This window comes from Hominisplanchenecus faecis, assembly GCF_020687205.1.
Lineage (GTDB): Bacteria > Bacillota > Clostridia > Lachnospirales > Lachnospiraceae > Hominisplanchenecus > Hominisplanchenecus faecis.
Map to the genome: position 1 here is coordinate 1 of NZ_JAJEQE010000067.1, position 15,582 is coordinate 15,582.

The following is a 15,582-nucleotide window of genomic DNA, read 5'->3' on the forward strand; positions in this document are numbered from 1 at the left end:
ATTCTATACTAATAACCTGCAAAATTCAACAGTTGTTTATATACTTTTATAAGTTTTATTCAGCTGTTCTTTACCTCCTAATGTTTTGCCTGGTGTCAGGATCAAAAGATATTATACGAAAAACTTTCGTATTTTTCTTATCCTGTCATCATTTCATAAGTTTCTTCAGAAGATCCACCAGCTCATCAATCGCTTCGTCTTTTCCATTGCGGATGTCCTCTGCCACGCAGGTATGGATATGATTGGACAGCAGGACTTTATTGAAACTGTTGAGTGCAGAATTGATCGCCGAAACCTGTACCAGAATATCGGCACAGTAGGCATCTTTTTCCAACATTCCTCTCACACCGCGAACCTGCCCTTCGATGCGGCTTAAACGATTGATCAGATCTTTATATTCTTTTTCTGAGCGTTCCTTTTTTCGCTCAGAACACTGACAGCAGCATGTTTTTTCTATCTGTTCCCTGTTTTCTTCCATTTCATTCACTTCCTTTTCTTATATACCCCTATTAGGTATTTTTCGTATTGCATTATATACCCCCATGGTGTATTTTTCAAGTCCTTTTCCTGAAAAAATTTATGCATTAACGGATATCAGGATATAAAGAATGAACATTCATGTAAAGCTCACAGAGCTTCGCATTGCTCATGTCACGCAAAAAAGGCAGGATTTCTCCCGCCTGTTTTTTGTCTGAATTCTTTATTTTGATACCTGTTCTGTTTTGCTTATATGAAAAATTCTTCCGCTGCTCTGATAAAACTTCCGGTATCTTCCACACCGGCTGTCTCATACGGAGAATGCATTGCAAGCTGCGGAAGTCCGATATCTACCGTATTCATCGGTACCTGCGTATTCGAAATATTTCCCAGGGTCGATCCGCCCGGCACATCGGAGCGATTCACAAAGGTCTGGTATTTTACGCCTGCCCGGTCGCAGAGATCCTTGAATTTTGCCGCTGACACCGCATCGGTACAGTATTTCTGGTTGGCATTGTATTTGATGACAATTCCGCCGTTTGGCAGCGGCCGGTTCACCGGATCTGCCTTTTCTATGTAATTTGGATGCAGTGCATGGGCATTATCCGCCGAGATCATAAAACTGCCTGCCAGCGTCATCAGATATTCTTCATACGTTCTGCCAAGGCCATCGTTGATCCTTCGAAGCGTATCTTTTAAGAAAGTAGAAGCTGCCCCCTGCTTTGTTCCGCTTCCGACTTCTTCGTTATCCAGAACACAGTGCACCGCAATGCTCTCCTCGTGCTTTCCGGCAAGCATTCCTTCCATCGAAGCAAACGCACACTGCAGGTCATCCAGCCTTGGTGCCGAAACAAATTCTCTGTCTGCACCCCAGATCGTACCCTCCGTCCGATTATAGAGGAACAGATCATGTGCAAGAATATCCTCTGTACTCACTTTAAGTTCTTCTGCAATGATGTTTAAAAGCTCCGGCTTCGAATCTCCGCACCCGAGAAGCGGCAGCAGATCTTTCTGCGGATTGTAAGACACGCCTTTGTTTGCCTCCCGGTTCATGTGGATTGCCAGACTTGGGATCATGACCAGATCCCGGTCGATATTGACCAGTTCCTCTTTCAAACTGCCGTCACGCCTTACAACCACTCTGCCCGCTACCGACAGCGGCCGGTCAAACCACGGTGCCATCAGCATACCGCCATAACCTTCCACATTCAGTTTTGTGTAGGCATTTTCTACCCGCATTTCCGGATTTTCCTTGATCTTAAAAGCCGGAGAATCGCTGTGACTTGCGATAATGTGAAACTTCCGACATTCCTTCTTTGGAATCGAAAATGCAATCAATGCCGAATGATTTCTTGTTACGATATATTTCCCGCCCGGCTGTAACTTCCAGTATTCCTGCTCTGAAAGAAGCTGATATCCGTTTTCTGTAAACTTTTTCTCCATCTCTGCCGTCGCCTGAAAAGCCGTCGGACTTTTTTTGATAAAAGCAAGAAGAGATTCTGTTGTTTTGTAATACATATAAATGCCTTTCTGTTGTATCTTTTAACTGTTATATTTTTTATCGGAACTTTTTGAACTTTCCCGAAAATTCCCTGAAATTATATTGATCTCTGGAATGATCCAATACCGCAAAATCAATACTTCGGAAATAATTTTCGGATTTCCCGCCGGAATACTCAAATTTTTTTATAATTTTGTCTCACAATATTTTTGTTACATTCTCGCATTATCTAACATTATATCTAAGATATATACTTTTTTCAAGATAACCTTAATAATATGCTGTTGAAATCAAAAGAAAAGACCGGCACCTTTGCACCAGTCTTCTCTCTTACTTCCATTCTGTTTTTCTTGATTTCTTACTTTGTGATCTTCACGCTTGCCTTCTGGCCTTTTCCTTTCAACAGGCGTTTGTAACTTGTCAGTTTCTTCTTTGGTACTTTAATCTTGCATTTTTTGTCAATACCTTTGAAGGCTTTTTTTCCGACTTTCTTCAGCTGTGTGGATTTGATCGTGATCTTTTTCAGTTTCTTTGCACCGTTAAATGCATTTGCACCGATCTTGGTCACATGTTTGCCAATGATAACCTGCGTCAGTTTTTTGTTGTTCTTGAATGCATTCTTTGAGATCTCGGTTACTTTGAAAGTAACGCCGTCAATTTTCACAGTTCCAGGAACGGTAAATTTCTTTTCTGTTGCTTTTCTCGGTTTCACCAGAGTAACGGTTCCGTTCTTTGCATCGGATTTTGTTACTTTGTAGAATCCTCTTCCAACCGGTTTGGTTGTTCCGACAGCAGGTACTTTCTGAGTATTCGGATTTGTGTTTGGCTTTTCTGTTCCAGGCTGTGTGCTTGGTGTTTCCGGCTGTTTATTCGTTTCGGTTTCTTTGCCCGTTTCGGTTTCTTTGCCCGTTTCAGTTTCTTTGCCTGTTTCGGTTTCTTTGCCTGTTTCGGTTTCTTTGCCTGTTTCGGTTTCTTTGCCTGTATCCGGCTCGCTGCCTGCCACTTTCAGATTCTGCTCTGCTTTTTTCAGGCTGTCCAGTGCTTTGCGGACGTCTGCGGCACTTGCAGTCTTAGAAGCGGCTGCTTCTTTTGCTGCTGCCAGTGCATTCTGGAATGCATTCCAGCTTGCATCGCTGTAATCGCCTTTTGTTTTGTCTTTTACTTCTGCAATCTTGCTGTTCAGTACTGCTTTTGCTTCTTCTAACTGTACATTTGTGGTCGGATCTTCCTCCCATTTTGCAAACAGTGTCAGATCTGCACTTACCGGTGATGCTGCTGTATATGCTACTGTGCAGTTTACATCGCTGTACCAGCCCTTGAATACATATCCGGCTCTGGTCGGATTCTGCGGCAGGCTCCAGCTTTCGCCGGCTGCTACTTTCAGAGACTCAATGCTGTTTCCGCCTTTTGTATCAAAAGCAACAGTATATTTTTTCTGTGTTGCTGTGCTCTTAATTGCTTTTCCGTAAACTTCTAATTCGCAGATATGGTTTCCGCCATGTGCTGTTCCACTTGTCAGAATACTTCCGCGTGTGTAAATACGGATATAACGTGCTTTCTGTTCTTTTGCTTCAAATGTCTTTCCTTCTGATGTTTCTGCATATTTTGCATCCGGATTTGCAAGCTTTTCATTGCTCAGCAGTCCGTATGCATACTTGGAATCTGAAACGCTGCTGTACAGCACGGTATCATTTGCATCAAAAGCAGCATCTTCAGATGCAACTACGATCGTATCCTGGTAGGTACGTCCGTCTGCAAAATAACGCCACATTTTCACCTGATCCAGCTTGAATACATCACCAAGATCGATCTGGAAGTATACGCTGGTTCCTGCCAGTACATCACTTTCAATGCTGTCCAGTGTACAGGTAAAGGAGTTTGAACCTTTATTACCATCGATCATTTTTTCCGGACTGCTGTCTTTATTTGAAACATCCTGATCATTATCTGCACGTTTTACTGTGATGTTGGAAGCCTGCAGAGGGATTTTTCCGTTTTCATCCGGAACAATACCGGAATCTCCGCTGCTGTCTCCGCCAACTGCTGATCCTGCTTTTTCCAGTGCAGCCAGCTTAAGTGTTGCATCTTTTACTTCTGCCTGGCTTACCTGAAGATCACTTCCGCCTCCAACAGTCAGGGTTCCATCTTTCAAATCTTTGATGTTTTTCTCATATCTGCTTGCATCCAGTGTACCGTTGACATAAACTTTCAGACTGCCATTCTTTTCACGGATACCTGCAATGTGTTTCCATGTTCCATCGTTTACAGCTTCTTTGGAAGTTACAGATATATCTCCAACTGTAAAGACTGCTTTTCCGTCTTTGTCAATGGAAAGGCTGTAAGCACCTTCCTGTTTCAAAATGTTCATGTTGTTTCCGGTTGTTTTCACATAGGCAGATGCTGCAAAATCAGCGATTCCTGTAACAGCTGTTCCGTTCAGCTCATATGCTTTTGTAAGACCAAGTATTGTCTTTCCTGCCAGTGCTTCGTCTGTTGTCTCCGTTACATCATTTGCATTCTTCAGATCTGTTTTTGCTGCTGCTTTCGCTACAACCTGATTTTCCTGATATACAACTTCTGTATTTACTGCTGCTGCATTGCCGGTTAAATCTTTTAATCCACTTACAGAAACCGTTACTTTGCTTCCTGCACTCAGAGTGGATGTAGTCAGCGTTACTTTTCTCTGATTTGCACTTACTTCTGCTTTTGTAACATTTGCTCCGGAAACGGTTGCAGCAGGAGTACCGGTCACACGCTCATCAAATGTCAGCTCAATCGTGTTGTCCGCAGTTGCTTTTGCAAGCGTCAGCTGAGGTGCTTTTGTATCTTTTGCAGTAGAGAGAGACCAGATACGTGCCTCACCCGGCTGCAGTGTAACTGTGATCACATCTCCGTATTTTACTGTCTGATAGTCGGTCTGTGCATCGGTTGTCTTGTGATTCAGAATTGTTGTACGGTTGAGTGTCTTGCCTTTCAGACTTTCTGCCGCACCAACGTTTCGATCCAGTGTAAAGCTCAGTGTCTTTACGGATGCACTTGGATTTCGCATGGAAATAATACCTTCTTCACCATCCCAGCAGGAGTATCCGTAGGTATTGCCCTTATCCGGTGTCGTACCGATCAGTTTCGCATTTTTCAAAATGTGATAATTTTTCTTAGCCCACTCCAGATATTCTGCATTGATATCCCATTTCTGACCTTCATCTATCATTTCCGGGCTGTAGTACAGCTCCCAGAATGCCGTTCCTCTGGTTCCCATCATATACAGATACGTTTTGAACTCATCATCTGTCATCTGGTTTGCCAGATTGGTTCCTGTTTTTCCATAGATTGGATCATGGTTGTAAATGTTTGCCAGTGGGAACTGGAACTCTCTTTCTTTTACAAAATCAAAATATCTGCCGTCACGGTAAGAAAGCAGCTGATCTACCTGTCTGTTCTGTCCGACCTGAACACGTCCGATATCCTGGCTGTTCTGGATCCAGATAGAATTTGCCCACTGCAGATACCATGGACTTGGGTTTACATAACAGGTCAGGTTAAACCACAGATTGTCAATGCCGTTTTTCTCTGCATTGGTACGCAGCGTCTCAAACAGATCGATCCATGCTTCCCAGGTATCGGAAAAATAATACATACCATTCTTTCCGCCTGTCATATGTTTATGATTTGCATTTGTACATGGCTTTGTCGCAAATCCATCCAGTTTCCAGTAATTTACTTTATAAGCATCCTGCATCTGTAAGAAAAACTCAGTCAGTTTCGTCACATACCGTCTGTCACCGACATCAATATCATCGGTTACCGCATTGTATGCACCAAAACCTGCTTTTTCAATAATCTTACCCATTGCAGCGTTATAGTTATAACCACCTCTAGGTCCTACCCATACACCAAATCCGGAGCCGAAGCTTTCTGCAAGATCAGAAGCAGGACGGAATCCGTTCGGGAACTTATTATTGAACTCCCAGAACCCTGTCACATTATCCGTGGTACCGCAGCGTGCCACATCATGAACAGTAGAAGTTGTATTCGAGTTGTTATAATTATTCCATCCGTCATCCACAACATACGAATCCATCGGTTCTACGCCGGATTCAGAGAATCCCTTTTCCATTTTTTTGAATGCAGATTCAATGTTGTCATCGTTAATGGTCATCATATTATCGTACCAGGAATTGTACTGCGTACGGAAATCGCTTCTTGTTGCAATGCTGTTGATATATTCATAAAAGTCAGACTGAATGACATTCATATCCGTACTTCTTGCAGCACCCGCTACGGTCTGCCAGGTCACATATTTTCCGTCTGTGGTAAGCTGGTTATCTTCCTGCAGTTTTTCGAATGTCTTGCCGGAAAAATAACGCATATGTGCATTTTTATTGCTGTCGATCTCTGTTTCGGTCATCGGGAACTCACATCCAAGGAACATACCCTGAATATAAACCGGCTGACCAAGAGAAATGACATATCCGCTCATACCGCCAACGCCTTCACCCATGATCGGATGTGTCCACACGGTATCATTTGCATTGACATTCAACGATTCCAGATCGATATAATCAATTGCTGCTTTTTCTTTGTCACTTACTTCGATTTCCAGGAATTTACGCATGAAATGATCTCCGTCATCCATGGTAACTTTCATGGTAACATCCCAGTCTACACCGTTTTTGGAAACGGTCTCAAACGGGAATTCTACCATGACTCCGCCGTTCGTATCTACTTTTTTAACCTTGCTGCCTTCCAGAGTCATCTCGCTGGATCTGATCATGGCACTTGCATCTGCTGTACCGACTGCTTTGCTGTACATCTTTACTTCTGCCGCCGTTGCCCATGCCTGACCGTCCGTCTTTGGTGATACAGCAACCAGTTTTACATAACGACCCTTTTTCGGTGCTGTCAGATTGATATAGATCGTTTCTCTGTCATTATAAGTAAAATCACCTTCTGCCGCAAGGTTTGCATCACTTTCCAGATCTGTTTCACTGTTTCCCACATACAGTTTATATCCTTTGATATCGCCGTTTGTGGAACTGTCCTGGCGTGGCTGATAAGAAAATGCGGCAATTTCCTGTTCGCTCTTCATATCAAAAGTCAGGGAATGCGGATATGGCTGATCCGGTGAATACTTGCTGTGCCAGATTGTAGATGCATCACCATCAATAACATTGGCTCCCGGACCGTCTTTTGCACCTACTTCATTATTGTACTGATCGCTTGCTGTAACTGTCCAGTTTGTGCGATCCAGCTCTCCATCCAGTTTTGTTGTACCATCCTGGCGAAGTTTGATAATGAATTCTTCGGAACCCTGTGCCGGTGTAAACGTCAGATCTGCCCTCTTATTGTCCAGTTCTGTCGTTGCCAGCTTGTTGTCTGAAGTAGAAAATTTACGCTCCAGATATTCATTTCCGATCGTAACTTCTCCGTTTTTCACGGAGACTTGTGCTTCTCCTGATGCCGCCTGAACGGTCGTTCCAATCCCTGTTGCTGGAATACCGGTCACTACCATGGCCGCACTCAAAGCAATTGACAACCATTGTTTTTCTTTCTTTTTCAAAATTTTCCTCCTTGTTTGTGCAATATGCATAATTTTATTCGTCTCCCCCCCCCCCGCTTTTTATAATAACATTCGACATTCTTTCTGTCAATCGAATTTCCTTTTTTATTCATATCTTTCAATCTCTGTTTACTCTGCCTATAAAAAAGAACCGTTTGCATAATTTTTTCATTGCAAACGGTTCCCGCAGAATATTACTTACTCATTTTTTAATTCAGGATATGAAAAATATTCAGTTAATATCCAAATCCGCTGTCACCTGATAGTAATCACAGGCATGTGCCATATATCCGGTTACATTTGCCCGTGAGATCTGGCTCATCTTCAGGAAAGAGCAGTATACAAAAGCATTGTCATCCAGAACCGTCTGCTGCATCTCTACTGCAAGCTTGGCACGTTTGTCGGTGTCAAATTCCTGGCTGAGCTGCTCTTCCAACTGATCCAGTTTCTCATTTTTATAAGCTCCCTGATTTTTCGTTGCATTGGAAGTTGCAAACACGGTAAACCAGTATTCCGGATCTCCGGTCGGAGCCTGCACATTTGCCATAGCATAGACATCCCACGCTGCCGGATCCTGCACAACACTGTTGTTGTCAGCCGTACAGTTGATATCCACATCGATTCCGATATCTTTTAACGTAGCCTGTGCGGATTCTGCCAGAAGCGGAAGCTCCTGTCTGCTTGGATAGGTAAGCCATTTGATCTGAAGCTTCTGTCCGTCTTTTTCACGGATACCGTCTCCGTCTGTGTCCGTCCATCCGGCTTCTTCGAGAACTTTCTTTGCACCTTCTGCATCATACGTCTCTGTCGTTACTTTGTCTCCGCCAAAAGCAGAACCAGCAGGGAAGGTTCCATTTGCCGGATAGCCGTTTCCTTCCAGCAGATTTTCCACAAATCCTTCTTTGTCGATACCCATAGCGATCGCTTTTCGCACGGCCGGATCGGTACATACAGATCCTTCGTTAAAATTCATTTTCAGGAAGAAACATCTGGATGTGGAAATCTGTGAAAAGGTAAAGTTATCGTTTTCGAACATCGGATAGCTTTCATATGCCATACCATAAGCTGCCTGTATCTCTCCTGAGAGCAGTGCATTTGCAAGGGTATTTCCATCGGTGATGGTCTTGATTGTCAGTTCATCAATATGTGGCGTTCCATTCCAGTAATTTTCATTTTTCACCAGGGTCAGATGATCGCCGGACTGACAGTCGGTTGCAATGTATGGACCGGTTCCGGCTACGATTCCATCGTCAAATCCTGCATCTACATCGATGATACAGCCATATGGATCTCCAAGGTAATTCAAAAGTGCCGGCTTTGGCTCGGATGTGTGGATCGTAAGCACCTGACCGTCTGCTTCCATCGAATCAATCTTTGTATCGGCTGCCGCACGGTCATGGTTTGCCAGCAGATGCTCCAGACATTGTTTCACTGCCTCGGCATCCATAGCTCTGCCACTTGAAAACGTCACATGATCCTGCAGTGTGATCTTCCAGGTGAGCGGATCGGTATTTTCCCACTCTTTTGCCAGCCACGGCTCCAGTTCCATATCGTCTGAATATTTTACCAGCGTTTCTCCGATTCCATAGCGGATGCATGCCCATCCGGAGTAAGAATTGTGCGGATTGACATCCAGTTCTTCATTGGAAGGATTGAAAGTTGTATCCCCGATCACCAGCGTTTTTTTCTCAGAACCGTCTGTGGCTGCCGCAGATGTATCCGACTCAGCTGCCGTACTTGTCCCGCTTTCCGTTTTGTCATTCTTGCTTCCGCAGCCGTACAGTCCCAGGCTGAGTGTCACGGTAAGAAGCAATGCCATTATTTTTTTCATGTTCTTTTTCATGCGTTTTTCCTCTCTCTTTTTCTTTTTGATATTATACAACTTGTCTCTGACATACTATGGTATCCATAAATCGCTCCGTCACAAAATAACTTTCGCATTTTTTCAATCGGATGTATATAAAACTTGTCATTCGATTCTGATTCGTTTTGCTGACATCTATCTGATCCGTATATTTGCTATACAAACAGCTGCCGGCATCACAGCACACTGTCCAGCAGCATACGCGTGTATTCGTGTTTCGGAAAATGCAGCACTTCTTCTGTTTTTCCCTGTTCTACGATCTTTCCCTGATACATGACCAGCACACGGTCACAGAAATTCTGCACCAGTGCAATATCATGGCAGATAAACAGATACGACATCTGACGTTCTTCCTGCAGAGCATCTAAAAGCTGCAGAATCTCCGCCTGGACGGTGACATCGAGTGCCGAAGTCGCTTCATCTAAAATCAGCAGTCTGGGCTTTATTGCAATCGCTCTTGCAATCGCTGCCCTCTGGCACTGTCCGCCGCTGACTTCATGTGGATAACGTTTCATAAAATTTTCCGGCAGTCCGCACTGCTTAAAAAGCTCTTTTACAATTTCCATGGCTTCTTTTTTGGGTATACCGGCATTTCTCAGGCTCTCTGCCACAGCATCTCCAAGGCGGCATCTCGGATCAAAACTTTCGGTCGGCGTCTGAAAAACCATCTGCATTTTCCGGTAAATGTTTTTCATTTTGTTTCTTTTATAGTGGGTGATGTCTTCTCCATCGAGCAGAATCTTTCCATCGGTACTGTCAAGAAGCCTGGTGATCATATTTACAACCGTCGTCTTTCCGCTTCCGCTCTCCCCGATGATCGCCAGCTTTTCTCCCGGAAACAATTCAAAACTGACATCATCCACCGCCTTATATTCATCCTCTTTTCCATCTGAAAAATTTTTAGTCAGATGCGAAATCTGTAATAATGGCTCCATGTTTCACCTCCGAAGAACAGGAATCGCTGCAAGTAATCGCTTTGTATAATCCGACTGCGGATGACTCAGTACCTCCTGCGTCTTTCCGTATTCTTCCATTTTTCCATCTTTCAGAACCAGCATGGAGTCCGCCATCGCACGGATCACTCCGATGTTGTGCGTAACGATAAGGATCGTTGTCCCATACTGTTCTCGGATCATTTTCATCTGCTCTACGACCTGTTTCTGAATCGAAACATCCAGTGCCGAAGTCGGCTCATCCGCAAGCAGGATCTTCGGTTTTAAGAGCATCGCTGCCGCAACGCCAACACGCTGCTGCATGCCACCCGACAGCTCAAACGGATAACTTTTCAGGATTCTTTTTGGATCCTGAAATCCGAATTTTGCAAGCATTTCCGCTGCTTCATCCTCAAATTCGGCTTTTTTTATTTTTCGGTGCTCTTTCATTTCTTCCAGCAGCTGATCCCCAACGGTTCGGATCGGGCAGAAAGAACTTCCTGCATTCTGGAAGATCATGCCAATTTCGCTCCCGCAGATTTTACGTAGTTCTTTTTCATTTAAATCCAGAAGATTTTTTTCTTCGTACCAGATCTTTCCGCCTGTGACGCTTCCATTCTTTCCAAGCAATCCGATTGCTGCCTTAATCAATGTGGATTTGCCGCTTCCGCTCTCCCCTGCGATCCCTAAGATTTCACCTTTTTCTGCCGAAAAGCTGACCTTTTTGATTACCGGACTGCCATTGTAACAGATATCGACGTTTTCATAGCAAATGATTCCTGACATATCTACCTCTCATTTCTTGGATCCAACAGATCCCTTACCGTATCGCCAAGCAGGTTGAAAACCATGACCGAAAGAAAAATGGCAATTCCCGGTGCAAAGGTTACCCAAGGATGTGTCGTCAGCAGATTTCTGGTATCACTCATCATGCTTCCCCACTCCGCAACCGGCGGTTTTGCACCAAGTCCCAGAAACGACAGACCTGCAAGCTCCATCATCATCGTTCCGATATCCAGCATGGCAGTCACAAGGATCGGTCCTGTGATATTCGGCAGAATATGTTTCAAAATCAGTTTTCCTGTACTGCATCCAGATAAGATCGCCGCCCGCATATAGAGGCTTTCTTTCTGTGCCAATGTCTGACTTCTGGCAATCCTTGCATATTTCGGCCAGCTGATCGCCCCAAGGGCTATAACCGCATTCTGTACGCCGCCTCCCATCACGGCTGCAACTGCCAGGGCAAAAACCAGACCGGGAAATGCAAGGAAAATGTCGGATATCCGCATCAGAATCGTATCCAGTTTCTTTCCGTTCCATCCACAGATGATCCCGACGATCGTTCCGATCACCGTGATCCCGACAACCAGAAGCAAAGTCGAATAGATACTGGTCTTGCTTCCGACGATGACTCTGGATAACATATCCCTTCCATAGCGGTCTGTTCCGAATGGATGTGCCAGTGACGGACTTGCTTTTGCGATACTAAGATTCTGCTCATAAGGATCATATGGGCATAAGCGTTCGCTGAAATAAGAACCGACAACAAGAATCAGTGCCAGCGTGGCAAAAATAAAAAATCGCTTTTTCAGATAATTTTTCTGCTTCTTCGGTTTTCTTCGTGCTGATTTATCCATTTTGATTCACCCCCAGACGGATTCTCGGATCCAGGCAGTGGTATAAGAGATCCGTGATCAGATTGACTATGACATAGATCAGTGCCATCCATACGACATATGCCTGAATCACCGGGTAATCGCGTGTCGTGATCGCATCCACTGCCAGCTTTCCGACCCCATCCCACATAAAAATACTCTCAATGATCGCTGTACCGCCAAGCAAACTTCCAATGGATAATGCAAGCAATGTAATGATTGTAAGCATGGCTGATTTTATGACGTTTTTCCATAAGATCACGCTTTCCCTGATACCTCTCGCCCTGGCTCCCTGAACATAATCTTTGTTCAGCTCCTCCAGAACGGCCGCACGAACCTGCCGCATATACTTTGCAGACATGGAAATTGCCAGCGTCAGCATCGGCATCAGTGCACTTCTGATATTTACACCGCTTGCGATGACCGGCAGAAGATTCAGTTTGATCGACAGCAGCTGCATCAGAAGCATCGCCACAAAAAAATTCGGCATCGCATTACCGATAAAGCTGAAAAACCGCAAAAGCAGATCCACCCACTTATCCTGACAGACTGCCGCCAGAACACCAAGCGGGATGGAGATCACAACCGTTGCCAAAATCGACATGACCGTAAGCAGCAGCGTTGCCGGAAGTTTGGATACAAATTCATCAAACACCTTTTTCCCGGACACATAGCTTGTCCCCATATCACCATGCAAAAATCCATTCAGCCAGCTTACATACTGAACCAGAAACGGCTGATCCAGGCCAAGTTCTGCTTTCTTTGCATCAATGATCTCCTGCGACACCGCCGTGCCGCGGTTTTCATACATCTCCGTGACAGCATCGCTTCCCGCCACCCGCATCATGGCAAAAGACAAAAAAGTAATCCCTATGAGAATAGGGATCAACTGCAAAAATCGTTGTATGATATATTTTCTCATTACATTACCATCCTGTATACAATTGTCACCGATCAAGCTGTCACACTCGCACCGGGAACACTCTGACTTTTTGCAAAAAATACAAACCGCACTGTTATTGTATCCCCCCCGCAGGCTTCTTTCTTTTTTATTTTTATGATAGGATACTACCTGATAAAATAATGAAAGGAACCTTGAATATGAATATCTCAAACATGAATAATATAGAATCACGTGTCCAGAGTTACTGGACAAAACGGGCACACAACTTCAATATCGTGCGAAAAAATGAATTAAACAGCAGCATTTCCGAACGCTGGAGAGAAGAAATCGTTCATTTTCTGCCGGAGGGCAAAGTGCTGCAGATCCTGGATGTCGGCACCGGAACCGGATATTTTGCCATCCTGCTTTCTCAGATCGGACATCAGGTGACCGGGATCGACCTCACCGATGCCATGCTGAAGGAAGCCCGTGATAACGCTGCACTCTATCAGGTCCATCCCACGTTTCAGCAAATGGATGCCCAGAAGCTTGCGTTTTTGGATCAGTCTTTTGACGTTGTCATCTCACGCAACCTGACCTGGACGCTGCCGGATCCGGAATCTGCATACAGAGAATGGATGCGCGTGCTGAAAAAGGGCGGCATCCTGCTGAATTTTGATGCTGACTATGCATCTAATGTCCGAAATCAAAATACTTCCGCTTCTCATATATCCGATACTGAAGTGTATGGTCACTGCGGTGTCACACCGGAACTGGAGCAAGAAAATGCATCCATCACCCTTTCCATGCCGATGAGCCGGAAACAGCGTCCTTACTGGGATCAGGAATTTCTGGAAAACATCGGATTTTCCAGATCCGGATACGACCTTTCCGTCGGTCAGAATATCTTAAAAGAGCACGACCTGAAAGATGCTCCTATGTTCCTTGTATGGGGTGTGCGGTGATTATTTTACCGCACAGACCATAAACACCGGTGTAGACTGGTAATTGATCTTCTCTGCATCGCTGAGCACTCGCTCTCCGATTGTCTCATCTGCCCAGCAGTCAAGTCCGATTTTCTTCAGGACATCCAAATCCCATTTCGGACGCTTCAGCGGGCTTAACGGAACTTGCTTTGCAATGTTCTCCATCCATGCAATGTCCGTTCCTTCATAATAATCTTCTACCTGTTCCTCTTTTGCCCGTTGCCTGTCCTGCTCATATCCGAGTTTTAATTTATCATCATAAAGATATGCATACCAGTTCGCATCAAAATTCAGGATCTTCCCTCCTGGTTTCAGCACCCGTTGCCACTCCCTGTATGCACGCTTCGGATGTTCCAGATTCCAGGTTACATTTCTCGTCACGATATAATCAAACGTCTCCTTTGGAAATTCCAGATTCTGAGCATCCATTCTCTTAAAACTAATCTGATCCGCCAGATCCGCCGCATTGGATTTCGCTTCCTGCAGCATCTGCTCCGTATAATCTACCGCCGTTACCTGATATCCCTCTTCCGCTAAAAGGATCGCAAAAAATCCAGGTCCCGTTCCGATATCCAGAATCTTCACCTGATCTTTTTCCTTTTTCGGCAGTTGCTCCAGCAGCACCTCTTTCCATTTTTCCTTCTGCTCACTGTGCAGCTCTTCCTGATTTACTCTTGAATAACCATCCGCACGGTTGTTCCAGTAACTTCTGATCTCCTCCAGAAGTTTTTTGTTCTCCATAAGGAATACCCCCTATCAAATTCTTCTGTGCAGGCACAATCGCAATTTAGATTTTTGACACTGACATCATTATATTGATTTTGTATACTTCATACAAGCCTCCCGGGGGGTTGTTTTCTGCCTTGATTTTCTCTCCTTTTTCTTTTATAATACTCTTATCATTTCTTTTGCTAAATCGTGATTTAGTAAATCTGGATTTAGCAATCTTCTCATCTGCAAACAAGCTTAGGTATAACCATAGCAGAAGAAAGCAAACTCAGCAAATTCAAGAAAGGATGTGTTAGGATGCCATTACCACAGCATGAAGATTACACTACCGAAGATATTTATCATTTGCCTGAAGGGACCCGAGCTGAGCTGATAGATGGTCAGATTTATTACATGGCACCGCCAACCAGAACTCATCAGAAACTTCTTTTTTCAATCAGTCGTACCATTGCCGATTATATCGATTCAAAAAAAGGAATCTGTGAGGTTGATATTGCTCCATTTGCAGTATTTCTGAATGAAGATAACCGAAATTATGTAGAGCCTGATATCAGCGTTATCTGTGACACAGAAAAACTCTCAGAAAAAGGCTGCACCGGTGCTCCAGACTGGATCATTGAAATTGTTTCACCCGGCAGTCGGAAAATGGACTATTTCACCAAACTTTTCAAATATCGCACTGCAGGCGTTCGAGAATACTGGATTGTGGATCCAGGCAAAAATCTGATTCTGGTTTACAATTTTGACACCAGCGATTCCGAACAATATACTTTTGCTGATACAGTCAAAGCCGGGATTTATGAAGATCTGTATATTGACTTTGCTAATCTTAAATAAAAAGTTGTCGGTGGTTTCCTGGCAGGTGTAAAGAATTGAAATGCCGAGTGTTTTAAAAGACTGTTTGCAAAAGAATAGTAGTGCATGTGCAAATGAACGAATTCCCCGAAGGGCACGTAAAAGTGCCTTCTTGGGAATTGTTCATTTTGCACATTGCT

At 44.2% G+C, this 15,582-nt stretch carries 11 protein-coding genes; 2 read left to right on the forward strand and 9 right to left on the reverse strand.

What is annotated here, in order from left to right; genetic code table 11:
- Positions 1-148: 148 nt before the first annotated feature.
- From LKD42_RS13770 to nikB, 8 genes are all read right to left on the reverse strand, one after another.
- The gene (locus tag LKD42_RS13770; RefSeq protein ID WP_022119731.1) at positions 149-478 is read right to left on the reverse strand and encodes a metal-sensing transcriptional repressor; all 330 of its coding nucleotides are present in this window, start codon (positions 476-478) and stop codon (positions 149-151) included.
- A gap of 248 nt (positions 479-726) precedes the next feature.
- Positions 727-1,995, reverse strand: coding sequence for a M18 family aminopeptidase (locus LKD42_RS13775; protein WP_248836036.1), 1,269 nt, complete (start codon positions 1,993-1,995; stop codon positions 727-729).
- A 341-nt stretch (positions 1,996-2,336) separates the two neighbouring features.
- Complete coding sequence (locus tag LKD42_RS13780) at positions 2,337-7,538, reverse strand: discoidin domain-containing protein (protein ID WP_248836037.1); 5,202 nt, start codon at positions 7,536-7,538, stop codon at positions 2,337-2,339.
- 232 nt (positions 7,539-7,770) lie between these two features.
- Positions 7,771-9,369 (reverse strand): ABC transporter substrate-binding protein, encoded by a 1,599-nt coding sequence (locus tag LKD42_RS13785; protein WP_248836038.1) that lies wholly within the window; start codon positions 9,367-9,369, stop codon positions 7,771-7,773.
- A 209-nt stretch (positions 9,370-9,578) separates the two neighbouring features.
- Positions 9,579-10,337 (reverse strand): ABC transporter ATP-binding protein, encoded by a 759-nt coding sequence (locus tag LKD42_RS13790; RefSeq protein WP_248836039.1) that lies wholly within the window; start codon positions 10,335-10,337, stop codon positions 9,579-9,581.
- A gap of 3 nt (positions 10,338-10,340) precedes the next feature.
- Positions 10,341-11,120, reverse strand: coding sequence for an ABC transporter ATP-binding protein (locus LKD42_RS13795; RefSeq protein ID WP_248836040.1), 780 nt, complete (start codon positions 11,118-11,120; stop codon positions 10,341-10,343).
- Positions 11,121-11,122: 2 nt separating this feature from the next.
- The gene (gene nikC / locus LKD42_RS13800; protein ID WP_248836041.1) at positions 11,123-11,971 is read right to left on the reverse strand and encodes a nickel transporter permease; all 849 of its coding nucleotides are present in this window, start codon (positions 11,969-11,971) and stop codon (positions 11,123-11,125) included.
- On the reverse strand, positions 11,964-12,911 hold the full coding sequence (gene nikB, locus LKD42_RS13805; RefSeq protein WP_248836042.1) for a nickel ABC transporter permease: 948 nt from the start codon (positions 12,909-12,911) through the stop codon (positions 11,964-11,966). Before nikB ends, nikC begins: the two co-directional genes overlap by 8 nt.
- A 194-nt stretch (positions 12,912-13,105) precedes the next feature.
- Here nikB and LKD42_RS13810 point away from each other — a divergent pair, with 194 nt between their 5' ends.
- Entirely contained in the window at positions 13,106-13,837 is a 732-nt protein-coding gene (locus tag LKD42_RS13810; protein ID WP_173866871.1) for a class I SAM-dependent methyltransferase, read from the forward strand.
- Here the strand turns inward: LKD42_RS13810 and LKD42_RS13815 are convergent, their stop codons facing one another.
- Positions 13,838-14,599: a class I SAM-dependent methyltransferase gene (locus LKD42_RS13815; RefSeq protein ID WP_147631127.1), complete on the reverse strand. Its 762-nt coding sequence runs from the start codon at positions 14,597-14,599 to the stop codon at positions 13,838-13,840.
- A gap of 285 nt (positions 14,600-14,884) precedes the next feature.
- On the opposite strand from LKD42_RS13815, the gene LKD42_RS13820 reads away from it, so the two are divergent.
- A complete protein-coding gene (locus tag LKD42_RS13820; protein ID WP_147631126.1) occupies positions 14,885-15,424 on the forward strand; it encodes a Uma2 family endonuclease in 540 nt (179 codons plus the stop codon).
- Positions 15,425-15,582 lie beyond the last annotated feature (158 nt).

Coding starts and splice junctions, on each gene's coding strand:
- LKD42_RS13775 (WP_248836036.1), bottom strand. CDS start 1,995: ATGTATTACAAAACAACAGAATCTCTTCTTGCTTTTATCAAAAAAAGT.
- nikC (WP_248836041.1), bottom strand. CDS start 11,971: ATGGATAAATCAGCACGAAGAAAACCGAAGAAGCAGAAAAATTATCTG.
- LKD42_RS13770 (WP_022119731.1), bottom strand. CDS start 478: ATGGAAGAAAACAGGGAACAGATAGAAAAAACATGCTGCTGTCAGTGT.
- LKD42_RS13795 (WP_248836040.1), bottom strand. CDS start 11,120: ATGTCAGGAATCATTTGCTATGAAAACGTCGATATCTGTTACAATGGC.
- LKD42_RS13820 (WP_147631126.1), top strand. CDS start 14,885: ATGCCATTACCACAGCATGAAGATTACACTACCGAAGATATTTATCAT.
- LKD42_RS13815 (WP_147631127.1), bottom strand. CDS start 14,599: ATGGAGAACAAAAAACTTCTGGAGGAGATCAGAAGTTACTGGAACAAC.
- LKD42_RS13810 (WP_173866871.1), top strand. CDS start 13,106: ATGAATAATATAGAATCACGTGTCCAGAGTTACTGGACAAAACGGGCA.
- nikB (WP_248836042.1), bottom strand. CDS start 12,911: ATGAGAAAATATATCATACAACGATTTTTGCAGTTGATCCCTATTCTC.
- LKD42_RS13785 (WP_248836038.1), bottom strand. CDS start 9,369: ATGAAAAAAATAATGGCATTGCTTCTTACCGTGACACTCAGCCTGGGA.
- LKD42_RS13790 (WP_248836039.1), bottom strand. CDS start 10,337: ATGGAGCCATTATTACAGATTTCGCATCTGACTAAAAATTTTTCAGAT.